Genomic DNA, 21,081 nt, shown 5'->3' on the forward strand with positions numbered 1-21,081 from the left:
CGCGCTTGAAGACGCCTGAGCCGGAATGCGAACTGCTCCGGTCGGCAAGGCGGGAGCACTCGACTCTCAGCCACCGGCGCCCAAGTGTCTCGGCCAGTGATACCGGATAATCACAGGTTGAACGAAAAGTTCCAACTTAATTTAGGTTAACCGGTCGGATGTTTTCGATCTCGAAGCGTAATGAGACGCGGAGAACCGGGCCCAAGTCGTCACGAACTTCGATCGCAAGCGTTCTGAGGACTGAGTCAGGCAGCACATCCTTGGCAAGTTCGGCCAATGCCGTCGTGGCCTGAGCCTTCACCTCGTCCACGGACGAAAAGGCTAACCCCTCATCGTCGGCGACAAAGACATCGTTGTCTCGCATATCGAAGTAATAGCGCGGCATCGGGGACAATCAGAACCCCTCACGCCCGTTCCTAGCTCTCGTCCGATTTGGGTCATGAACGACAAAACTCAAGTTGAGCATAATAGGTCCGCTTTCGAGTGCATAGCGACCAGTTGAGCCCGACAGCCGAGCCATGATTCAAGCAACCCAACGGAAGGGGCCGAATCATGCGCTACGAACTCACGAACTATGAGTGGTTTGCCATCAAGCCGATGTTGCCTAATAAGTCACGCGGCGTGCCACGAGTGAATGACCGTCGTGTCCTCAATGGTATCTTCTGGGTCTTGCGATCCGGAGCGCCATGGCGCGACCTGCCAGAAAACTTCGGTCCGTACACGACTTGCTACAATCGGTTCATTCGCTGGCGACGGGCGGGCGTTTGGGCCACGCTCATGAGCGCACTGGCCGGCGCCCATGATGCTGCCGTGCCGATGATCGACATTTCCATTGTTCGCGTACATCAACATGGGGCCTGCATTACAAGAAACCGGCGTCAATCGATGGGAAGGTCACGCGGCGGTCTGACGAGCAAAATCCACGCGGTGGTCGAATCCGGATCAATGCTGCTTGCCGACCGTGGCTACGACGCCGATTGGATCAGAGAGCTTGCCATGAAGAAAGGCGCGTGGGCCAACATCCCGCCGAAAAGCAACCGAAGCGATCCGATCTGCTTTAGCCCGTACCTCTATCGCGCTCGCAACCAGGTCGAACGGTTCTTCAACAGGATCAAACAATGCCGTCGGGTGGCGACGCGCTACGACAGACTTGCGGGAAACTACCTTGCCTTCATCCAACTCGCGTCTATCCGGCTATGGTTGGCCGCGCGTTATGAGTCCGCGCCCTAGTTAAACTCCGCTCGTATCCATAATTTCAGCGAGCAACTCGTCGATATTTCCGGCTCGTGTAGCAAGTCTCCCGTCAACGCGATGTGAGTAGCCATAATCCTCTTCGTAAAGATATCTTGATTCAAATTCCTGGAAGGCCTCGCCGTTGAGAGAGATCCCAGCCTCGGTCATCCGTTCGTAAGCGGACACCACGTAATTAAAGAGCGCCGGATTGATGTTCACAACGGTGCCGTACCAATGGAAGACGACCCCACATGCCAACCTGGTTTCCTCTTTGTGCCGCCCCCTCGTTTCATTCACCGCACTCTTAACGATATCGCTGGCTACCAAGCACAAGGTCATCAGATCAGTGACGATCGGATAGTTTCCCGCTGGAACGAGCCTAACCACATGCCGTAGTTCTTGGTGGTGATGAAAGAAGTTTCTTAGGCATTTCAGGGCCGAAAATTCCGGCACATCGAAGAAATCGAACTGGTTTGCGATCCGCAGCCGATCGTTCAGGCTATGCGCCGCTTCGAGAAATGAGAACAGCGTGTCAACATCTGGCGAAACACAATGCGAGCGATACAACCGGAAGAACCGCTCTGCCGCGCTTGAAGCGTTCGCCACATCGCCCGCTTTATTCATACTTTCTTTCTTAGCATTTGAGTTCCATCGAGGCCAAGAGACGAAGTTGTCTTATAGCAAAATGCAGCGAAGCTTCTTCTTCTGCGTTGGAGACCGCTACAATTTCTAGCGGAGAAAAAGCGAAAGACCGCGCAGCAAGAACCCGTGCGAGGAATTGTCCTCCGCATTTCTCGCGATAGCCGCTAGCATCGCCCCCTTGCGGAATCCGCTGGTGACATCACCCGTTGACGGAAATAGCCTGGAAGCTATATATAACCTCTGATTGTATCAAGCCCGCCAAAGCGAACTCCCTGTGTCTTTTGAGCGCAAGGTCCGGATCCAAGTCCAACGGAAGCCGGAAGCGTTTCTACTCGCGGCAGATAGCCGGTCATCCAGATGGCGTGAAATTCGGAGACAACGGATCATCCAATGGGTCGGAAGCTGGACGAAATCATCGCTAGGCTGCCGCGCGACGGGCAAGATCAAATCGAGGCGCGTTTCGTGGACCCCGAAGAAGGGGTCGAAGGATTGCGCAAGCTGCGCCAGCTCGCTGGCAAGGCCCAAGATGATATCGCAACCGCGCTTAACATCAAACAGCCGTCTGTGTCGAAGATCGAGAAGCAGACGGATATGTATCTGTCGACACTCCGAAGCTATGTCGAGGCGATCGGCGGAAAGCTTGAATTAACGGTGAAGCTGCCTGCGCGGCCTGCGCTTCGCCTACATAATCTTGGCGATATCGCTGTGAAGGCGGCACCGAACCGACGTCGCAAGCAGGCGGGCGCACGATGAGTGGAGCCGCCCAATGAGCCGGCCGACACAAAATCAGCACGGAGGACTAGATGGCTGAAACTCAGATCGAGTGGACGGACGCCACTTGGAATCCAGTCGCCGGTTGCTCAATCGTGACCGCCGGCTGCACGCACTGCTACGCCATGGAAATGGCGAGGCGCCTTGAGGCAATGGGCGTCGACAAATATGCCAAGCTGACCCGCAAAACGGGAAAGCGCACGGTCTGGAACGGTGTCGTGCGGGAAGATCGTGAAGCGCTGTCTATTCCGCTTCGTTGGCGCAAGTCTCGCAAGATCTTTGTGAACTCGATGAGCGACCTCTTCCATGAAAGGGTTAGTGATACGTTCATTCGTGACGTCTGGCAGGTCATGCGCGAGACACCGCACCACCACTACCAGATTCTGACTAAACGTCCCGCGCGCATGGCGAAGCTGGTGTCGACCCTGATTGACGACGTCCTGCCCAACGTTTGGCTCGGCACCAGCATAGAGAACGCAGATGTCGTCGATCGCATAAAATACCTACGCCAAGCACCAGCCGCCATACGATTCATTTCCTTCGAACCTCTCATTGGAGCCGTCGGCTCTATCGATCTTCGAGAGATCCATTGGGCAATCGTCGGCGGAGAGAGCGGCAAGGCAGCTCGGCCAATCCGTGAGGAATGGATCGACGAAATTCATACGCAGTGCCTGTCAGCAGGAACAGCCTTCTTCTTTAAACAGTGGGGCACCTGGGGCAAAGACAATAAAAAGCGTTCAAAAAGAGCCAATGGACGCGAGTATCGGGGACGCACGTGGGATGAGATGCCCACCGTTCCGACCGCTGTACCTTAAGGGTGCATCGATGGAGGGGGCGACGTGGTAGAAAAACCATACGAATGGGCTGACGGTGCAAAGCTCGAGGAGCACTCCAAGCGCAAGCATAAAATTCTGCGCGAGTACGTCTTCGACTATCTCAGCGTCCGCTGCAGGCTGCCGCAGCAGGAACGGTTTCGGCTTGCAATTGTGGACGGCTTTGCCGGCGGCGGACAGTACCAGTGTGGCACATCTGGATCACCACTTATATTCATTGAAGAACTGCAGCGCGCTGTCGAAGCGGTGAACACACATCGGTCAGCACAAGGCCTTAGCGCAATCGAGGTCGAATGCCTTCTCATCTTCAACGATGCCAGTCGCGACGCCATTGAATTGTTGAAGACACATGTCGCGCCGATGCAAGCTGCCATCGCCCAGACAAGCCCGAAACTGCACCTGCGCGTCGAATATTTGAACGAGTTTTTCGAGGCGGCCTACCCGCAGATCAAGACGCTCCTTGAACAAGGACGGTATCGGAGCGTCATCTTCAATCTGGATCAATGCGGCGACAGTCACGTCGAGCGGGATACGCTCCTCGACATCATGCACTCCTATCCCGCCGCAGAAATCTTCTACACTTTCATGATCAGTTCACTGCTCGCTTTCCTGCAGAAGAATCAGCCGGAACAGCTCAGAACACGACTTGCTCATCTTGGACTGACGACCGCGAGCATCGATGCGCTCAATGCCTTGATGAGCAAGAACGATTGGCTCGGAACTGCGGAGAAGATTGTCTTCGACGCCTTTCGCCTATGCGCGCCCTACGTCAGTCCCTTTTCGATCAACAATCCGGGCGGATGGAGGTATTGGTTGATCCACTTTGCCAACGCCTACCGGGCACGGCAGGTCTACAACAACATCCTTCATGACAATGCGAGCCTCCAGGCGCATTTCGGTCGCTCGGGCCTCAATATGCTGTCGTACGACCCCAGGCACGATGAGGGAATGCTCTACTTGTTCGACGATAAAGGTCGAGCGTCCGCGAAGAACCAACTCTTGGGAGACATTCCACGCCTCGTGACGGAATCCGGCGATGCCATGTCCGTAATCGACTTCTACGAGAGCATCTACAACATCACCCCTGCTCATGCAGAAGACGTCCACGCGGCGATCATCGAGAGCCCGGATTTGGAGGTAATCACTCCAGCGGGCGGCGAGAGGAGGAAGGCAAATACGATCGGCGTCAACGACGTCATCAAGGTGAAAACGCAGCGAAGCTTCTTTCCGATGTTTCTCAACGCGGCGGTGAAGAAGAAAGGCCGCGAGGAATGACTGCTCGTCGCCGCCAAGATCCCGAATGGCGCGAGTTCGAGCGTTTGGTTGCGCGGATCGAGGCCGACGCCGGCCCGACCGGCATGGTCGTAAAGTCCCCTGACCGGATCAAATGCAGGGTCACTGGCCGGCTGCGCGAGGTCGATGCGAGCATCCGCACGCGAGCCGGGACATCGGAGCTCCTCATAACGGTAGAGTGTCGGCGGAGAAGCAAGAAACAGGATGTCACCTGGATCGAACAGCTGGCGGCCAAACGCCAAGCAATCGGCGCAGATCGCACCATAGCAGTCAGCGCATCAGGTTTTTCGCCGGAAGCCGAAGCCGTAGCACTGCAACATGGCATTGCGCTTCGGCGGGCGTCGGAATTTTCAGTCGCAGATATCAATCAGTTCTTAAAGCTGGATTTTGTGATCTTCTGGCACAAAGCGTGCGCCCTTGCAGGGGTCGGTATTCGGACCTTTCGCTCAGCCGAGTCCGGCACAACACCGCCGGATGAATTCGACTTCACTTTGCCGGAAGATACCGACTTATTCGCACCTATCTTCCGAAACACAGGCGATGGGTCCACTTGGTCACTCAATGATGTTTGGCAGGAAGTCCAAGCGGCACTGAATCCCTTCGGCGACATTGCGAAAGGCGCACCACCGATTATTCGAACCGCGCGTGTTCCATATTCCGGCGACGTCGCGATCGACCATGGCGGCGGCACTCATCTGCTGGGCCACGTTTTCCTGGGGGTGGCTCTTTGGATCGAACCAGAAATGGTCCCTCTCGAAGATGCGCAAAGAGTCGAGTACGGGTCGTCCGAAGCACTTGCAATTCAGCGCGTCGAGTTCGCTTCGAAGCGAACCCTGCCTCGAGATTGGCACATCTCGTTACAAATGCCAAAGGACTCAACCGATATCGCCGATCTCCGAACTGGCGGCAACTGGCCAGACAGCGAGGGATAGATCGTGAGCGTTCAAGAAACACGCCGCACAGCCGAGCGCCGATCGGTCCCCAATTCAGACTTCTATGGCAATCACGACAATGATTCACGCGGACCATATTTGCTTGCCGATCTCACGGTTCATGGAGCGCGGCCACTCCTCCAATACGACTGGCGAGGACATCTTCCTCCGAACGGCCGGCACTGGCGGTTCACTCTAGAACGGGCGCAAGCCGAGGATGCGGACGGCCGAATCGTGTGGCCGGCCCACGGCAGCCGCCCCCGACTAAAGCGCTATATTTCAGAACAACAGGAAACGCTGCGGGACCAAGATGACGCTCCCGGGGCATCGGTCGAACGTGCCCTGCGTTCCATGTTGCAGGCCTTAGCTCAGGAAATCGTTCGTAGCCCCGATTACCTGATGCACGTCGAGTGGCGTGACCTTGAACGATTGCTGGGCGAGGTACTTTCCGGGTTGGGATTCGACGTTCTGGTCACACGCCCGGGACGCGACGGCGGTTTTGATTTGGAATTACGTTGCGCAGAGGCCGGTCAGCCTGTGATCTATCTCGTTGAAATCAAGCACTGGAAGGCGCCATCGAGACCAGGACCCCACATTCTGGAGCGCTTCTTTGAGGTGGTTATGGTGTACGGAGCAAGCCGCGGTCTTCTCTTATCCAGCTCCGGATACAGCGTACCAGCCCTTTCCGGGCGTACAGAAATCGCCCGGCAACTTGTTCGTTTGGGGGACGCCGACAAAATTGTCGCCCTCTGCCAGTCCTATGTCAGGCATACGCTTGGAGCTTGGACGCCTACCGACGCCCTCCCCAATATTCTATTTGCGGATACCTTCTAGCCGCTCGCAGCAGGGCGACGAAAAGCCAACAATCGAAAACCCTAGCGCCGCTCATATCGAAACGTAGTAACAAGAAGTAGCACGATGTTCGGACCGCAGCACCTGAAGCACGTCATCCAATACCTCGACGGCATCGACGACGCTTTATCTCAGCGGATGCTCCGGAAACACCCACCGGATGAACCGGCTCTCACCAACGAGCTTTGCGCCTTGCTCGATGTAGAAACCCAGCGGAGCGAAGAGAATCTCTCCTATAGCCTGGACCAGCTCAACGCCGACCTTGCCTCCATTGGCGACGGCCTCGATTTCGAAGTCGCGCTCGATACGTATCCTCATAACACGGCGATGGAGCGCCACGTCTCCCAGTCCGATTTCGGTCTCGTCCTCACCTACGAAAACCACATTCTGCCCAAAGAAAGCTGGTCCACGGCCTATCTGGTTCAGGCGAAGCGGCTCTTTCGAAACCCGAATTCTGGCGAGTACGACCAGCGGGCAAACTTCCAAGCCGTCGATGCTGAGCAACAAACCCGGCTCGACCGGCTCGCTTCGATTCTTGGCAAGGGCGCGCTGCTGTATGGCCTCTATTGCCCACAAACTCCGAAGATTTCGGACACGACCCGTACCCAAGTGCGCGCCCTTCACACTCGAAACTTAAGTGGTCAGATCTTTGATTTCGGAACCGGGCTTGCTCTAAGAGACACCTTGATAAGCAACGGTGGAATCGACGCCGGTATCTGGCTTCGATCAATAGAAGGTAAGCCCACAGGCTTTGTTGGGCTGCACGACGAGGCATTTCGTTCGGCTCTGCCATTTACCTGGTTCATCATCGAGCACTTTACTCCACGCTCTCATCATGGAGCCTTCTCTGGTTTGATACGAAGTGGTCCAATTCTGGCCGAGCCCCGCGACAATGATCGCGTCAGACGCATCGTCACCGGAGATCAACAGGCAGTCCGCGACCTGATCGATGAAGTACACGAGGCTGGCGAGGAGGCCGTTGCGCCCACGACTATCACCGTGCTTCCGCGCCATACGATCACCGTCAAGGTGAGTGTCGGAAACTCGCTACCACCAGATAGCGCACGCGTTGAGATCGACTGAGCCGCCAACGTGCAACAGAACAGTCTCGGTTAAACTGCTCAGACCAGCAACGAAGAACGCTTCAGGGACCACAGCATTCCGAGAGAACCACAAAACAAATAAGCTTGGCCGGGGAGATGGGGGGCTCAATGCGCGTCAGAAGAATAACAATTGAGAATTTTCGAGGCGTCGCACACGGGGTTGTCGATCTTCCGGGACATACGCTGCTGGTTGGCGGCAACAATGTCGGCAAATCGACCGTCTGCGAGGCGCTGGACCTGGTTCTAGGCACAGAACGTCTATTCCGTCGTCCGATCGTCGACGAACACGACTTTCACAACGGTCGATATTTCGACGATGCCGGCAACCTCGCCGTCATCAAGATCGATGTCGTCTTGATCGATCTGCCTGAGGACATGCGTCGGAAACTCTTTCACAAGACCAGACCCTGGCGTGAAGAGCAGCAGGGTTTCGTCGATGTAGACGGTTCGACACCATCCGACACCGACGCCCCCGGCGTTATTCGCGCCCTCCCGATCACCTTTCTCGGCTGGTACGATCGAAAGACCGACGATTTTGAGGGGAAGACGTTCTTCTCCCATCCCACCAAGGAGAGCCCCGACGAACCGGACGATCCCACACCGGGCAACGGGCTGGAATCGTTCGGTCGCGATTGGAAGCAGGCATGCGGCTTCATCTACCTGCGAACGCTCCGCACCGGCCGTAGAGCGCTCAGTCTTGAGCGAGGCTCCCTGCTCGATACGATCCTTCGGCTCGGCGATAAGGGCCGCGAGTCGATGTGGGAGGATACCGTCAAACGCCTGAAGGCGTTTGACCCGCCCGTCGGCTCCATCCCGCAGCTCAAGGCAATTCGCGAGCAAGTCCGGAAACGGATGCAGCGCTTCATTGGGATAGCAGACGGGGAGGATGCGACGGCGTTCTTCGCATCGGATCTCACGCGCGAGAATCTCAGGGAGGTCATTCAGTTCTTTGTGCGGTCCAAGGGGAGTGAATACGCCGTCCCGTTCCACAGATTGGGCACGGGGTCGGTCAACACGCTTGTTTTTGCGCTACTGACCCACATCGCCGACCTTCGCGGAAACGACTCCGTCATCTTCGCGATGGAAGAGCCGGAGATCGCGTTGCCCCCGCACTCGCAGCGTCGGCTCACCCGCTACCTTCTCAAGAGGATGGGCCAGGCGATCGTCACCTCGCACTCGCCGCAGGTCATCGACGAATTCGAGGTCACGCAGATCCTCGCAATCGACCGCGATGAGAAGCATCGCCTGTCGAGCACCGCAATTCCGACGGAGGGGATCAAGTTCAAGGCGGTGCGCCAGCGCAAGCTTCAGCTTGCAGAAGCAATCCTGGCGCGCGGCATCATCGTTGCGGAAGGCGCGACCGAGGTTGCTACACTTATCGCGACATCCCGCGCGCTGGAGGCACACGGTCCCGAAAACGCATATGATGCGTTCGACCTGACCGGCATCTCCGTCTTCGAGGCAGGAGCCCACGGTGAAATCCCCAAATGGGGACCCGTTTTTGGAAGCCTGCGAAAGGCGTTCTTCGCATTCCACGATCTGCCGAAGAAAGACTGGACCGCGGAGCAAACCGCAAATCTCGCCCTGTATTCGGAGAACTGCCAGACGACCTACAAGGGGATCGAGGCGCTGCTGGTCGCAGAAGTTGCGATCGACGCGCAAAGACGGTTTCTATCGGCGGTCGCGGAGTGGCCCGACTATCCGCAACACCATGGCAAGCCGACGGTGGAAGCCGACGACGATGCGGTCAGAAAGCTCACCTACGGCGTGCTCGCCGACCGCAAGGGGGATGGTTACGCGGCCCACCTGATCGAGTGCTGCCAATCGCTGGCCGAGCTCCCCAAGACGATTACCGAGTTTCTGCAGCGCGTGAACGCGCTCCTGAAACTTCCGCCGCTGGATGGCGACGACGCGGACGACGAGGGCAAGCCCGGATGATCTTCGTCCTGAACGACCGGCGCAAATCGGTGCTCGAAGAGCCAGGACACGTCCTCGTATTGGGCGGACCGGGAGCGGGAAAGACCACCCTTGCGATCTTGAAGGCGCAGGCCGGAATGCCGCGGATGAAGCAAGGTCAAACGGCGCTTTTCCTGAGCTTCTCTCGCGCGGCGGTGCAGCAGATCATCACGCGCTGCAAGACCGTCCTGAGCCGCGAGGAACTATCGAGGATCGAGGTCAGAACCTATCACTCGTTCTGCTGGGAACTCCTGAAGGGGCATGGCCGTGCACTCCGCGGCTCACCCATCGCCATGATCTCTCCCGGGCAGGAAGGGATGATGCGGACGCAGTTCGCGGGCGATTGGGAGGTAGAACGGCGTCGGCTTCTCGACGAGGAAAGCCGAGCATCCTTTGACGCGTTCGCCCATGCGGCCGCCCGCCTGATCGAAGAAAGCAAGCATATTCGCGACGGTATCGCCGACATTCACCCCCTCATCATCCTCGACGAATTCCAGGACACAGATGATGATCAATGGCGGCTGGTGCAGGCGCTCGCCGAAGCGACCAAGAGCGTCTTTCTTGCTGACCCTGAGCAGCGGATCTACGATTTCCGCAAGGGCGTCCGCGCCGATCGCCTCGATATCCTGCGTCGAGGCATCAAGTTGCTGGAGGCCGACCTGGAGGCGGACAATTTCCGTAGCCCGACTTCGGATGTGCTGCGCTTCGCGAACGCGGTGGTGACGGCAAAAGCACCGGGCCGATCAAAAGACGTCATCGAAACGACCTACAAGCGCTTCCAGAACATGTTCAACTCCACCGTCCACTTTCATGTCGGTCAGGCGTTCGCTGATTTGGCCCGGCGCGGTGTGACAGAGCCTTGCGTGGCGGTCTTGGCGACGAGCAACGATCTCGTCGCGGACATCTCCGAGCTGCTCTCGACCTCTCATAATTTCGGGAAGAACGCGCTCTCCCCCATCAGCCACGACATCGCCTGGGACGGTGAGCAATCATCAGCGGCGGCCCTCGTTACGGCCGCGTTGCTGGAGCAGACCTCTGCCTATTCGGTCGCATCCCGGACAGCAGCGCTACGGCGTGCGGCCGATTTTTGGCTCCTGAAGAAGGATTGGTGCGAACAGCAGAATGCCCTTGGAGCCAAGACGGCCGGGGACCGCGCCGCCAGGATGACGGCCGCAATCGACTTGCTACGCAGGGACAAGCCGATCCGCGCATCTGGACCGAACCATCTCGCGCAATATCAGGGAGCATGTACCGGCGACCCTGTCAGCGATTGGCGCCTGGCCCGCCAGCATTGCACCGGCCATGACGACCTCCGGGATATCGCGGTTCAAGCCGGAATGGTCCGCCTCTCGAAAGCCGGCGATCCGATCGCGATGGCATTGAGCGAACTCTGGGCGCGAACCGCGACATATTCCGGCGCGGTCGAGCGCGTCGCCGCCATTCTCGATCAGCAGCGCCTCGTCGGCGCTGATCGCCCTCCGCGCGGATGCATCCTGATGACCATCCACAAGTCGAAAGGAAAGGAGTTCGATGCCGTTGTTATCGTTGAGGGCTATCGCGGTGGCGCACTCCTGAAGGAAGAGGAAGCTCCCAAATTCGAGAACAGCCGCCGTGTTCTGCGGGTTGGGATCACCCGAGCGCGGCATGCCGTCCGCATCGTCCGCCCGACCGATGCCAGACCTCTCTTCGACGCGGTGTAACGCAGCGGATAGTCCATTCAAGGCGCGGCTAGCCCCTTTGCTTGAGCTGCCAGCGGCTGCGTTCCGACGCCATTCTCTTGTAACCCTGACCTCTCGAACACCGCGGCGACGGCCTCCCCCGCCTCAACCAGCAATTCTGCGGATGGATTTTCGTCCGGGGTGTGGAGGACGGCCCCATCGACGACGTCGTGACGAGTCAGAGGCGTGATGGCGTGAAACGTCGCGACCGCCTCGGCCAGCAGCGTCTCGTCAGCGCAATTGATTCGACGAACACGTCTCGGTCGTCGTCGTATACGTAGAGGCTCGCGTCATAGATGAAGGAGCTCAGCGACCGGCTGGACGGGTCCGAGAACTTCGCCGCGAACAAAGTGTCGGTGTAGCGGCCTGGATAGCCGCTGTGGACACCGAACCCAAACTTCTCAGCCGCAATATCCACCGCCGGCTCGATCGACAACAGGCTCATGTAGCCAGTCTCAACCGGCATATCGCCTTGACCCAAGCTCTCGGTCACGAGCGCCAGCGCGCTGCCGGACTGGTCGAGCGCCACTCCTCCGCTGAATCCGCCGCGCGCCATGGCCGATGCGATGAAATGCAGGACCGGAGAATGACGCACGCGCACGACTGCGTTGATCTGCCCCAGGGCGACGACTTGGCTGGGCACGGTGGTGAATGGGATCGGAGGATAGCCAACGACGAGGATATCCGAGAGAACCAGGTCGTTTTCCTCGAGTTGGTAGTCCGTGTGCTGACTGACGGTTATCGCAGGCAAGGGCGTGGCGCCGAGGTCGACCCGGAAGACTGCGACATCGAGATCGTCCGGCCCGAAATATGGTCCATCGATGATCTCCAGCCGTCGCGGTGGGATAGCCTTGCCGCCGGCCTCTTCTGTGAGGTGCGCCGACTTGGTAGTAGCGATCTCCTTGATGGTCACCCCATCGATCACGTGCCGGGCCGTTACGAAGATCCCGCTGCCGATGTGAAACGCCGTGCCGATTCCCTCGTCCCCCTTGGCATCGATGACGGCGACGAACGCGACGGCTCCCGCCGCGCGCACATAGGTCTCATGGAAGGCGCTTTTTTCAGTCATCAGAAGGCATCTCTCAATTCGACATCAATCGGGTCCCATTGGTCGACCGCGACCGCTGTACATTCCGCGATAAGCAGATCGAGAACAGCCTCGATCTTGCGAACGTCATACGTTCCTTCGGCCAAAGTCTCGGCCGTCTGTTGCAAGAATTCCTTGCTATAGGAATCCTTATATTCCAACGCCCCCTGATAGGTGCCGAGGCTCTTCTTGTAGTTGGTCCAGAGCACCTTCGCCGGCGGATGACCCGCGACGTGGAGATCGAGATAGCACTCGATCGCCGCAGCGCGTCGGTTGATGTCCGAATTGTGGAGCCCCTCGGGACCTTGAGCCGGAAACGAGCGGAACTCCTCGAGCTCGGGCAACATGATGCCGCGCATGTTCACAGGCAGGGTGAGCGTCGACAGACGCTGATGCGCGTCGAGCCCCTCCGCGTCATTATCGAACACGAAGACGACTTGATTCTGAACGTCTATCTTCGCGAGCCCTTCTGCGAACTTCACAAGGTTGCCCGTGCCCGAAAAAGGGTGGCTCTCGCTCACGTCGATGAAGCGGAAGAAATCCGCGATCCCTGGCCGCAACAGCGCGAGCGCACGCTTCAGGATATGGACGTCAGAGCTGCCCTCGGTCGCGATCAGGAATGTCTCGGTTCGCCGGGCGTGGGGTACAAACTCCTGCTCTGTGGCCCACCCGGCCTGCACCAATGGTCCATACTGCCAGACGACGGGCGCATCCTCGTTCGCCTTGGCCTCCGCCAAGAGTCGCAAGACCGAATACGGGTGAAGTATATCCACCAACGCGCCGAAGAAGCTTCGCTCCGAGTAGGCTTGGATATCATAAGATCGGTAGGTGGGAATCCGCTCGAACTGCATTCCCTCGAAGCGACCTTGGATCTTCGCTTCGCTCGCATCGTCCGTGCCCGAGATAAAGGTGTGGTCGAGACTGTCCAGCGGGTGCGCGGTGGCAAATGCGAGGAACTCCGCAAAGCTCATCAGGTCAGGAATAGGCTCGTCGTCGTCCTCGTCCTGAAGGGACTGCCTCTCCTCCAGCCAGTTTTGAGCGACAGCGTCATATTCACGCCGGACGCGCTCCAGATTGAAGCCAAGGAGTTCAAGACGGGGAACGACGTGTTTGAGCGATCGCGTGAACCCCATCTCGGAGGGTGTTGGGTCCTCGCCCTCCTCCTCGTACCAGTCGTAGTCGAGCTGGTCGCTCTTGATCGCCTTTCGATCTTGCTCCTGAAAAATCGATCCATGATCGATTCCGCGGTGGTTCTTGCTATACGTGACCGACATCCCGGCCACATCGAGCGTAATTTCCGTACCCAAGCTCCCCCCCAATCATACTAAGGCGTCCGTCCACGCCGTCATGTTGCACGTTTGCCCTACCTATTCGACCTTGAGCGATCTTGGCCGCAAGGGCTTGAGCAACTCCCGAGCCGACACGGGCAGCTCCAGCTTCAAGGTCGCGCCTACGAAAACACCACGTCCAGCGCGCGCTGGCGTTCTGAAATCCTGATCTACGCATCTATGGCTCTACGGCTTTGCGGGGAAAGCCTTCCCTCGTCCGAGCCCTACGGTCTCAGCCGACCCCTTCTGCGGGGCCGGCTGCCCAACGCCCGTCGAGAGCGAGAGTGCGGACGGGTTCGCCGTGACGGGTTGAGGGATGGGAGAGAGGCTCCCGACGCCCGTCGCGGAGATCCGCTATGACCAAGCATCAGCTCCGGGCGGCCCACGATCGGGCGAGCCTCTACGACGAAATCACCAACAAGATCATCGGCGAGCTGGAAGCCGGCCGGCTGCCCTAGGCGCCGCGGCTGCCAAAGCGCCGCTCGCAATGCCGCGAAACGCCTCGACCGCCTGACTTTCCATAGGCTTGGATCGCAAAGGGATCTTGCCCAAATGTAGCCCATAGGTTACAATTGAACAGATTCGGGAGCGCGAATGGCGATAGTCAAAATCAATCCGATCAAAATAGAGGGGCGCTGGAACTCGGGCGTTTCCCTGGATCTTCACACGACCAGTAGCACGCCGACTGGATACAATGAATTCGGTCACATGCAATTCGACACCGTTCGGCCGGAAATTGCCGAGTTTCTGTTTCGGCTGAAGAATCGCGCCGACAAGGAGGCAGCGGGCCCGATCATCGAAACCGCCGCCAACTTTCTCGCCCCGTATCGTGACAAGTTCGACAGCATCGTGCCCGTTCCGCCATCCCACCAGCGCGCATTGCAGCCAGTCATTGTCCTCGCCGAGGGAATCGGAGCTGCGCTCGGGGTGCCGGTGCTATCCTGCATCGCGACGACCCGACCGACCACGCAGCTCAAGAACGTGACCGACCCGGAGGAGCGGAAGAAGCAGGTCGACGGTCTCTATCAGATCGATGCGACGCAGACACGGGGCCGCAGTATCCTCCTCTTCGATGATCTTTTTCGGTCGGGGACCACCATGAACGCCATCACGGATCAGCTGCTCGGCCCAGGCCAAGCTGCCGTCGTCCGTGCCCTCACCATCACCAAGACACGGAGCAACCATTGAACACGATCTTCATAGGCGGCTCGCGACACGTTTCCCGGCTTCCCTCCGAGGTTAAGAAGCGGCTCGACAATGTCGTCGCGAGCGGCCACCGCGTCATCGTCGGAGACGCCAATGGCGCTGACAAAGCCGTGCAGAAGCACTTCCACGACATACACTATGACAAGGTCACGGTGTTCTGCTCGGGCGCGTCGCCGCGCAACAACCTCGGAACCTGGCTCACCCACCACGTCGACGCGCCCAAGAACGCGAAGGGTTTTCAGTTCTACGCGGCCAAGGACCGGGAGATGGCGCGTGAGGCCGACTTCGGCCTGATGATCTGGGACGGAAAGAGCCCGGGTACCGTCCTCAACGTGCTGCGCCTCGCCATCGTTGGAAAGATCGCGGTGCTGTTCAACGTACCCGACAAGCACGTCGTCAACATCAAGTCCGTGGACGCATGGAGGAACTTCATCGCCCACTGCAGCGACGAACTGCGCCGGGATGTGAAGGAGCGCGCGACGCCCGACGAATGGCGGTTGGTCGAGACCAGCGACCAGCCTACCTTCCTGCCGGCGATGGAGAAAGCGCCGTCTGCTCAAGCGCCCGAGGAAGTTGCGGGCGAGGACGCCACGTTGTTGGCACCCCAAGCTCCGGCGCTCGACGAGGTCGTCAAAGCGCTCAACGAAGCGCTCGCCCGCGCTGATGCGACCGCAATCAGGGAAACGCTTGGCCAGATCGCGCGCGATCGTGGCATGAGCCAAGTCGCGCGCGAAACAGGACTGGCGCGCGAGAGCCTCTACCGATCGCTCGACCCAAAGGGAAATCCCGAGTTCACCACGGTCCTGAAGGTACTCTCGTCGATCGGCCTGCGGCTCGAGGTCAAGCCTCACAAGACGGAGTCGGAGCGTGCGCCGGTCGCGTCGCACGGCTGAGCCGCGGCGTACCTGATCGGGCGTCGCCGCGAGAGAGAGGTAGAGAAGTGCAGGCATTTCCCTCGTCGCCTGGTGCCGGACTTGGTTCTGCAGCACCGCAACTACCGCTCCTGAAATAGGACAACAGGGTCGATATCGAGCGCTGCGGAAATTTGCTCAAGCGCGTCAACGGTCGGCGCATTCTCCTCGCGCTCAATCATTCCGATGTAGTTGCGATTCAGGCCCGCTCGATCAGCCAACTCTTCTTGAGTAAGGCCGCCTTTCCGTCGTAGACGCCGAACATTTTTGGCTACCAACCGCCGCAACTTCATGCGGCAAGACGGCACCAAACGTTACTTGATCTCCACCCAGTATACTAGGTATTGTCGACCTATTCAGAGTGTTTCACATGGCCGATGCTCAGCCCCAGGCGGTTGAACCGTTTGTAGATCTCGTCAGTCGACCCGACGGTCGTTTCGCTTGCGTTGGTTATCGAGCGGCGGGATTGGGCCACACATTGGCAAGTGTTGAACTTCCCATTCACGTACTCGAGCAGGCGGTCACGTCCGGTCTCGAGCTATTCACTATGGTTACCCCTGCTGGGGAAATAGTGTCTCACATTTTCGGTTCGTCCAAGTCCGAGTTGTCGGATCTTCGCTCCGTCAACTCGATCGATCGTTTGGTCTCGCAAACTGTCAGCCCCAAAAATCTCCGCCTAGAGGAGGCTTCAACAACAGAATTAGGTGAGCTTTTGAAATCACTCGAATTGGCGATCGAACACGTAAGGGCAGCTCTTATGCAGGCAAGCGTCGAGACTTAGTTCTCCACCTCATTTCTCGTCCGGACTGTCGCTCAGAGATGGCTTTGAACTCCTGACGATTTTGATTCGCTTGAAGGACGGATCGCTTTCAAGAAATGCTTCGAGCATGAACGGTATCAGCTCTGATACTTCTTCCTTGTTGCCGTAGGTCTCTGCGTAGAAAGCAGCATACTCGCGCAGCCGCTGCGCCAGGACCGGCGTAAGCACGACATTCATCTTAACCGGTGTCCGATCAGGTAGCTTCGCAAGCTTCATCCTTACCTGCCCTTCGCCATTGTCTGAATGTCCTGATACGGCTTCAGCACCAGATCCTTCGAAACAATCACTCGTAGTGGCCAACCCGGCCTCACCGTGATCGTCGGCTGCACGTCGAGTTCGCGCTCCACCAGGCGCTGGCCGGCGCGATTGGTCGTCTGCTGCGTGCTCTCTCGCAGGGCCTTCACAAGATCACTTTCGTCATTGCCGATTGATAGTTGGGTCCCCACTCCGATCAAGGTCGCCAGCGCTACGCCTTTGAGCAGTTGCCAAGTGTGAAAGTCCACCTCGTCCTCGAGTCCGGCGTAGCCCGCGACATCTGTAGCCGGAAGGTTCTCGATCACGATCGAGTTGCCGTTCGGCAGGATGAGCCGGCTCCAGATGACCAGCGCCCGCTTCTGGCCAAAGGCGACGACGCTGTCGTACTTGCCTACGATCCTTGTGCCCTGCGGGATCAATAGGTGCTCGCCCGTTACCGTGTCATAGAGGTTCTCGGTGACCTGACCGATGGTCGTGCCAGGCAGGTCCGAATTCAGCCCCGTAACGAGGCTCGCCGGGATGATCGATCCCGCCATCACAGCATAGGTGGATGGTGCTGGTTTGAGCGCATGGGGATTGGTGGTTTCCGTGTCAGCTTTAGCTTCCACGAAGGCCAGCTTTCGCGCCTGCGACGAGGGAATGATCTCGCTGGACCGATCGATCATCGTCTGCGCCCTCTTTGCAAGTTCCGCAGCAGATGGACCGGTGTCGGGCGTTGGAGGCCGGAATGCCGATGGAGTGGTTGCCGGAGCATCAGTCGGGCTCGCCTGCTTGCGCTTCTCCTGTTTTTCCGACAGACGGACGAACAAGCCCGACTCCTTTGCCTGTTGAGCGACCCGTGTCTGGCGGATCCGTTCAGCCCGCTCGGCGTCTTCCTCTGGGTTCGTGCGGAAGCCCGTGTCCGATGCGACGCCGGCCTTCTTCTCATTTTCGGCAAAGGCCCGGCCAATGTCCCCAGGCGACGGCGGTCCAAGCCGCGGCGTCGATGGCGGCAGGTCTTCATAGGACTTTGGCAGCTTGCTCAAACCCTCTGCCGTCTGCTTGCGGTCTGTATTGTAAAGCTCTGTCCGCTCAGCCTGCTTGAAGGAGTGCGGTCGGAGCGCAATGAGTATCGCTCCGCCAACAAACAGCGCTGCGACGGCGCAGCCGATCATGAGAGCGCGCCTGTTGAGCCGCCGCACGGGCCGCGGCCGTGCTCGCAGTTCCAACGGCTCCGGATCCTGATCCAATCCTGTCGTCATGAGGCGCTCCCGGTGCTGAAGACCTGCGACACCGGTCGCGCGTCGATACGAATGATCCGGACGATGCGCTGCGGATCTTCGCCAAGGCGAAGCTCGGCGGCACCGAACATCCGATCGACGATGTAGTAGGAACCGCGGACCCGGTAGTTGACGAGGTTCGGCCGGCCGTCGGCTCCGGCGACGAACAAAGGCGGCGCCTCGCCTTGCGACAGCCCGGACGGCATCTGGATATAGACCTTGCGGCCGTCATCGAAGGCACGCACCGGCCGCCACGGCGGATCGTCGCCTTCGATGCGATAGCGGAAATTCAGGCTGTCGAGCCGTACGCCGCGATCCGCGATCCGCTCCTCGCCCTGTTGAGCAGCGGCGTTTTGCTTGTGGAGCGCGACGAGCGTATCGGTCGGATAGGTCCATGAGATGGATGCCATGTAGGTCTGCTTGGTCGAGACAAGCTCGAGGTGATAGGCCCGACGATCGGTAAGGACTACGAGGTTGGTCTGAATATCCGGCAACGTCGGCTTGACCAGGATGTGCACACGCCGGGAGTTGCCCTGCCCGCTCAAGGTATCGCCGACCACCCAGCGAACCGTATCGCCGGTGGAGACGTCGATCAGCTCCTCGCCCGGTTGGAGCGCGATGGTCGAGACCTTCTCCGGGCTTGCATAAAGCCGGTAGAGCGCACCTTCCGTCCAGGGATAGACCTGGATGGCGTTGATGTATCCGGCACGTGTCGGCTCCATCCTCGCTGCCTTGTTCGCCTTGGCGATCGCCTGCTCCGGCGGCAGTTTTTCTTCCTTTGCGCCCTTAGCCGGAAGGGGCTTCAACTGGCCCGGCAACGGAAGGACCTTGGGTGTTTCGACGACCTGCACCGGCGCCGGCGGATCGCTCTCTGGGAGCGCCTTCTCAAAACTCATCTCATCATAGGGCGCTTCGAGATTGAGCTTGGTGGCGCATCCGGCAAGCCCAAGCGACAATGCGACGACGCTGGTCGACGCGAGCTTGGTGAGGGCTTTGGAATTCATTTGGCGTCTCCGATGAGGTCGCGCGACCAGTTGAGGGAATGGACGTAGAGACCGAGAGGGTTCTTCCGCAGGGTTTCGGCATCCGCCGGCGGCTTGAGAACGGTGGTGACGAGACCTGTGAAGCGCTCGGTCTTTGCGATCGCGCCGTTCTCGTAGGTGTTCTCTTTCCAGCGGATCTCGAAGCTGTCGCCGGACGCGCGCACCACGGAGGTGACTTCGGCGGTCACGGTCTTGGAGCCGATCTTCGTGAACGGATCGGCCTCGCGCGCATAGTCGTTCAAGGCTTGCGCGCCGCGGTCGGTGACGAAATCGTAGGCACGCAGCCAGTTCGCCCGGACGATGACCGGATCGATCGACAGCGAGCGGACATTCTCGATGAACCGCGCCAGGAAGTGCGCGATCTGCGCGTCTGACGGCTGGTAGGCCTCGAGCGCCGGCCCGACTGCTCGCACTTCGCCGAGCCGGTCGACCTCGACCACGTAGGGAACGACACCCGACCGAGCGATCTGGGTGAAGATCGCCAATCCGAGGACGCTGGACAGGCCGATAGCTGCCAGCGCTGCCAGCCGCCAGTTGCTGGCCTGAACACGGGCGGCCCCGAGCCGCTCGTCCCAGACCTGGGCTGCCTTCTGATAGGGCGTGACCGGCTCGGGCGTTTCGCCGTAGCGGACGGACACGCGCTGAAAGGGGTGACCAGCCATATCTTACTCCTCCCCCAGCTTCGGGCCCGACGAATGTCCGCCTTTGTCACCTTCTTTCAGGGTGTGAGCAGCGACCTGGGCCGCTTCCCTCGCGTGTCCGCGTCCTGACGGCGACCCCGCGCGCCCGCCGCCTGACGCAGCTACTCCGTTCGTTGCGCCGCCAGAGCTCGCGCTCGCTAGCTGATCCACGGTTGCGGCCCGAGCTGATGCGCCGGCGGCAGAAGATGCGCCACCAAGCGATGCTGCGGAGCGAACCGCAGTCATTGAACCGCCTGCGGCAAGGCGTAAGCCTCCCGCGGCTGCCGCTCCGCCGCCGATCACGACAGCCGCCGCACCCGCCACCGTTCCGGCGGCAGCTCCGGCGCCCAGTTGGGGCGCACCTGAGACCAATCCGGCCGCGATTCCTGGGCCGAAGATGCCAAGGCCAAACAGCGAAAGGGCCGCCAGCAGCAGGCTCATGGCCGACACGATATCGACCGGCCGCGTCAACGTGCTCGCGAGCTGACCGAAGATGGTCGAGCCTATGCCGATGATGATCGCGAGAACCATCACCTTCACCCCTGAAGCCACCACGTTGCCTAGCGTCTTTTCAGCCAGGAATGCGGTCTTCCCCCATAGGGCGAACGGCACGAGAATGAAGCTAGCAAGCATCGTTAGCTTGAACTCGATCAGCGTGACGAAGAGCTGCACCGAGAGGACGAAGAACGCGAGCACGATCAGGATCCAGCAGAACAGCAGGATCAAGATTGTCGGTAGGTTGGTCAGGACATCAAAGCCCGAGAATTGGCCGGTCTCCTCCAGAAGAGGATGGGCCGCCGTAAACCCGGCGGAGGCGACAAAGCCTGGTCGCGCCAGGTCCGCGGCGCTCAAGCTCCCGCCCGATGCCTTCAGGCCGATGCTCGAGAACGACGCAAAGACAATATCGGCGAGACTCTTGAAGTTACCGATGATGAACGCGAAGGCGCCGACATAGAGCACCTTCTTGGCAAGCGTGACCAGGACGTGATCGTCCGCGCGCATGCTCCAGGCAAGCCCGGCGAGCGTCAGGTCGATGCCGATCAACGTCGAGCTCAAGAATGAGACGTCGCCGGACAGAAGACCAAATCCCGAGTCGATGTAGCGCGAGAAGGTCTCGGTGAAGCGGTCAATGACGGAGAGATCAGCCATGGCGCCCTCA

The 21,081-nt window shown here is 59.2% G+C and carries 22 protein-coding genes and 1 pseudogene; 13 read left to right on the plus strand and 10 right to left on the minus strand.

Going from position 1 to position 21,081, the window contains the following annotated elements:
- Positions 1-136: 136 nt before the first annotated feature.
- Positions 137-385, minus strand: a complete 249-nt coding sequence (locus ACSHT2_RS06085) for a DUF6894 family protein (protein ID WP_440640785.1) — start codon at positions 383-385, stop codon at positions 137-139.
- A 167-nt stretch (positions 386-552) separates the two neighbouring features.
- Here ACSHT2_RS06085 and ACSHT2_RS06090 point away from each other — a divergent pair, with 167 nt between their 5' ends.
- The gene (locus ACSHT2_RS06090; protein WP_440640786.1) at positions 553-1,230 is read left to right on the plus strand and encodes an IS5 family transposase; all 678 of its coding nucleotides are present in this window, start codon (positions 553-555) and stop codon (positions 1,228-1,230) included.
- Here ACSHT2_RS06090 and ACSHT2_RS06095 read toward each other — a convergent pair whose 3' ends face one another.
- On the minus strand, positions 1,231-1,857 hold the full coding sequence (locus ACSHT2_RS06095) for a hypothetical protein (RefSeq protein ID WP_440640787.1): 627 nt from the start codon (positions 1,855-1,857) through the stop codon (positions 1,231-1,233).
- Positions 1,858-2,265: 408 nt separating this feature from the next.
- On the opposite strand from ACSHT2_RS06095, the gene ACSHT2_RS06100 reads away from it, so the two are divergent.
- The 8 genes from ACSHT2_RS06100 (at position 2,266) to ACSHT2_RS06135 (ending at position 11,315) form a co-directional block, all read left to right on the plus strand.
- The gene (locus ACSHT2_RS06100) at positions 2,266-2,628 is read left to right on the plus strand and encodes an XRE family transcriptional regulator (protein WP_440640788.1); all 363 of its coding nucleotides are present in this window, start codon (positions 2,266-2,268) and stop codon (positions 2,626-2,628) included.
- Positions 2,629-2,678: 50 nt separating this feature from the next.
- Positions 2,679-3,461, plus strand: coding sequence for a DUF5131 family protein (locus ACSHT2_RS06105; protein WP_440640789.1), 783 nt, complete (start codon positions 2,679-2,681; stop codon positions 3,459-3,461).
- A 24-nt stretch (positions 3,462-3,485) separates the two neighbouring features.
- Positions 3,486-4,754 carry a three-Cys-motif partner protein TcmP gene (locus ACSHT2_RS06110; protein ID WP_440640790.1) on the plus strand — a complete coding sequence of 423 codons (1,269 nt, stop codon included), beginning with the start codon at positions 3,486-3,488 and terminating at the stop codon, positions 4,752-4,754.
- The gene (locus ACSHT2_RS06115; protein ID WP_440640791.1) at positions 4,751-5,704 is read left to right on the plus strand and encodes a restriction endonuclease; all 954 of its coding nucleotides are present in this window, start codon (positions 4,751-4,753) and stop codon (positions 5,702-5,704) included. The genes ACSHT2_RS06110 and ACSHT2_RS06115 overlap by 4 nt, the downstream gene beginning before the upstream one ends.
- Positions 5,705-5,707: 3 nt before the next feature.
- Positions 5,708-6,538 (plus strand): restriction endonuclease, encoded by an 831-nt coding sequence (locus ACSHT2_RS06120; RefSeq protein WP_440640792.1) that lies wholly within the window; start codon positions 5,708-5,710, stop codon positions 6,536-6,538.
- 84 nt (positions 6,539-6,622) lie between these two features.
- Positions 6,623-7,639, plus strand: a complete 1,017-nt coding sequence (locus tag ACSHT2_RS06125) for a hypothetical protein (protein WP_440640793.1) — start codon at positions 6,623-6,625, stop codon at positions 7,637-7,639.
- A gap of 128 nt (positions 7,640-7,767) precedes the next feature.
- Positions 7,768-9,597, plus strand: coding sequence for an ATP-dependent nuclease (locus tag ACSHT2_RS06130; RefSeq protein WP_440640794.1), 1,830 nt, complete (start codon positions 7,768-7,770; stop codon positions 9,595-9,597).
- On the plus strand, positions 9,594-11,315 hold the full coding sequence (locus ACSHT2_RS06135) for a UvrD-helicase domain-containing protein (RefSeq protein WP_440640795.1): 1,722 nt from the start codon (positions 9,594-9,596) through the stop codon (positions 11,313-11,315). The genes ACSHT2_RS06130 and ACSHT2_RS06135 overlap by 4 nt, the downstream gene beginning before the upstream one ends.
- Before the next feature lie 196 nt (positions 11,316-11,511).
- Here the strand turns inward: ACSHT2_RS06135 and ACSHT2_RS06140 are convergent, their stop codons facing one another.
- Both ACSHT2_RS06140 and ACSHT2_RS06145 read right to left on the minus strand, forming a co-directional pair.
- On the minus strand, positions 11,512-12,402 hold the full coding sequence (locus tag ACSHT2_RS06140) for a S1 family peptidase (protein ID WP_440640796.1): 891 nt from the start codon (positions 12,400-12,402) through the stop codon (positions 11,512-11,514).
- Positions 12,402-13,727, minus strand: a complete 1,326-nt coding sequence (locus tag ACSHT2_RS06145; RefSeq protein WP_440640797.1) for a HEPN/Toprim-associated domain-containing protein — start codon at positions 13,725-13,727, stop codon at positions 12,402-12,404. Before ACSHT2_RS06145 ends, ACSHT2_RS06140 begins: the two co-directional genes overlap by 1 nt.
- 377 nt (positions 13,728-14,104) lie before the next feature.
- Between ACSHT2_RS06145 and ACSHT2_RS06150 the strand changes: the two are divergent.
- The 3 genes and pseudogenes from ACSHT2_RS06150 to ACSHT2_RS06160 all read left to right on the plus strand — a co-directional run.
- Positions 14,105-14,256, plus strand: a pseudogene (locus ACSHT2_RS06150) (antirestriction protein ArdC); the annotation flags it as partial.
- Positions 14,257-14,342: 86 nt separating this feature from the next.
- On the plus strand, positions 14,343-14,936 hold the full coding sequence (locus tag ACSHT2_RS06155) for a ComF family protein (RefSeq protein WP_440640798.1): 594 nt from the start codon (positions 14,343-14,345) through the stop codon (positions 14,934-14,936).
- Positions 14,933-15,847 (plus strand): addiction module antidote protein, encoded by a 915-nt coding sequence (locus tag ACSHT2_RS06160; RefSeq protein ID WP_440640799.1) that lies wholly within the window; start codon positions 14,933-14,935, stop codon positions 15,845-15,847. Before ACSHT2_RS06155 ends, ACSHT2_RS06160 begins: the two co-directional genes overlap by 4 nt.
- A gap of 101 nt (positions 15,848-15,948) precedes the next feature.
- On the opposite strand, the gene ACSHT2_RS06165 is transcribed toward ACSHT2_RS06160, so the two are convergent.
- On the minus strand, positions 15,949-16,158 hold the full coding sequence (locus ACSHT2_RS06165; RefSeq protein WP_440640800.1) for a helix-turn-helix domain-containing protein: 210 nt from the start codon (positions 16,156-16,158) through the stop codon (positions 15,949-15,951).
- Between the two features lie 77 nt (positions 16,159-16,235).
- Between ACSHT2_RS06165 and ACSHT2_RS06170 the strand changes: the two genes are divergently transcribed.
- Positions 16,236-16,646, plus strand: a complete 411-nt coding sequence (locus ACSHT2_RS06170) for a hypothetical protein (protein ID WP_440640801.1) — start codon at positions 16,236-16,238, stop codon at positions 16,644-16,646.
- Positions 16,647-16,655: 9 nt separating this feature from the next.
- On the opposite strand, the gene ACSHT2_RS06175 is transcribed toward ACSHT2_RS06170, so the two are convergent.
- The 5 genes from ACSHT2_RS06175 to trbL are packed head-to-tail and all read right to left on the minus strand — an operon-like array spanning position 16,656 to position 21,071.
- Entirely contained in the window at positions 16,656-16,901 is a 246-nt protein-coding gene (locus tag ACSHT2_RS06175) for a DUF2274 domain-containing protein (RefSeq protein WP_440640802.1), read from the minus strand.
- Positions 16,902-16,903: 2 nt separating this feature from the next.
- Complete coding sequence (locus tag ACSHT2_RS06180; protein WP_440640803.1) at positions 16,904-18,181, minus strand: TrbI/VirB10 family protein; 1,278 nt, start codon at positions 18,179-18,181, stop codon at positions 16,904-16,906.
- On the minus strand, positions 18,178-19,203 hold the full coding sequence (gene trbG / locus ACSHT2_RS06185) for a P-type conjugative transfer protein TrbG (protein WP_440640804.1): 1,026 nt from the start codon (positions 19,201-19,203) through the stop codon (positions 18,178-18,180). The genes ACSHT2_RS06180 and trbG overlap by 4 nt, the downstream gene beginning before the upstream one ends.
- Positions 19,200-19,904: a conjugal transfer protein TrbF gene (gene trbF, locus ACSHT2_RS06190; RefSeq protein ID WP_440640805.1), complete on the minus strand. Its 705-nt coding sequence runs from the start codon at positions 19,902-19,904 to the stop codon at positions 19,200-19,202. The genes trbG and trbF overlap by 4 nt, the downstream gene beginning before the upstream one ends.
- 3 nt (positions 19,905-19,907) lie before the next feature.
- Positions 19,908-21,071 carry a P-type conjugative transfer protein TrbL gene (gene trbL / locus ACSHT2_RS06195; RefSeq protein ID WP_440640806.1) on the minus strand — a complete coding sequence of 388 codons (1,164 nt, stop codon included), beginning with the start codon at positions 21,069-21,071 and terminating at the stop codon, positions 19,908-19,910.
- Between the last annotated feature and the right edge of the window lie 10 nt (positions 21,072-21,081).

Origin of the sequence: Bradyrhizobium sp. PUT101, assembly GCF_052043945.1 — a bacterium.
GTDB lineage: Bacteria > Pseudomonadota > Alphaproteobacteria > Rhizobiales > Xanthobacteraceae > Bradyrhizobium.

Excerpts from the sequence above, each read along its gene's own strand:
- ACSHT2_RS06085 (WP_440640785.1), bottom strand. The coding sequence starts at position 385 with ATGCCGCGCTATTACTTCGATATGCGAGACAACGATGTCTTTGTCGCC.
- ACSHT2_RS06090 (WP_440640786.1), top strand. The coding sequence starts at position 553 with ATGCGCTACGAACTCACGAACTATGAGTGGTTTGCCATCAAGCCGATG.
- ACSHT2_RS06095 (WP_440640787.1), bottom strand. The coding sequence starts at position 1,857 with ATGAATAAAGCGGGCGATGTGGCGAACGCTTCAAGCGCGGCAGAGCGG.
- ACSHT2_RS06100 (WP_440640788.1), top strand. The coding sequence starts at position 2,266 with ATGGGTCGGAAGCTGGACGAAATCATCGCTAGGCTGCCGCGCGACGGG.
- ACSHT2_RS06105 (WP_440640789.1), top strand. The coding sequence starts at position 2,679 with ATGGCTGAAACTCAGATCGAGTGGACGGACGCCACTTGGAATCCAGTC.
- ACSHT2_RS06115 (WP_440640791.1), top strand. The coding sequence starts at position 4,751 with ATGACTGCTCGTCGCCGCCAAGATCCCGAATGGCGCGAGTTCGAGCGT.
- ACSHT2_RS06125 (WP_440640793.1), top strand. The coding sequence starts at position 6,623 with ATGTTCGGACCGCAGCACCTGAAGCACGTCATCCAATACCTCGACGGC.
- ACSHT2_RS06130 (WP_440640794.1), top strand. The coding sequence starts at position 7,768 with ATGCGCGTCAGAAGAATAACAATTGAGAATTTTCGAGGCGTCGCACAC.
- ACSHT2_RS06135 (WP_440640795.1), top strand. The coding sequence starts at position 9,594 with ATGATCTTCGTCCTGAACGACCGGCGCAAATCGGTGCTCGAAGAGCCA.
- ACSHT2_RS06140 (WP_440640796.1), bottom strand. The coding sequence starts at position 12,402 with ATGACTGAAAAAAGCGCCTTCCATGAGACCTATGTGCGCGCGGCGGGA.
- ACSHT2_RS06155 (WP_440640798.1), top strand. The coding sequence starts at position 14,343 with ATGGCGATAGTCAAAATCAATCCGATCAAAATAGAGGGGCGCTGGAAC.
- ACSHT2_RS06165 (WP_440640800.1), bottom strand. The coding sequence starts at position 16,158 with ATGAAGTTGCGGCGGTTGGTAGCCAAAAATGTTCGGCGTCTACGACGG.
- ACSHT2_RS06170 (WP_440640801.1), top strand. The coding sequence starts at position 16,236 with ATGGCCGATGCTCAGCCCCAGGCGGTTGAACCGTTTGTAGATCTCGTC.
- ACSHT2_RS06175 (WP_440640802.1), bottom strand. The coding sequence starts at position 16,901 with ATGAAGCTTGCGAAGCTACCTGATCGGACACCGGTTAAGATGAATGTC.
- ACSHT2_RS06180 (WP_440640803.1), bottom strand. The coding sequence starts at position 18,181 with ATGACGACAGGATTGGATCAGGATCCGGAGCCGTTGGAACTGCGAGCA.
- trbG (WP_440640804.1), bottom strand. The coding sequence starts at position 19,203 with ATGAATTCCAAAGCCCTCACCAAGCTCGCGTCGACCAGCGTCGTCGCA.
- trbF (WP_440640805.1), bottom strand. The coding sequence starts at position 19,904 with ATGGCTGGTCACCCCTTTCAGCGCGTGTCCGTCCGCTACGGCGAAACG.
- trbL (WP_440640806.1), bottom strand. The coding sequence starts at position 21,071 with ATGGCTGATCTCTCCGTCATTGACCGCTTCACCGAGACCTTCTCGCGC.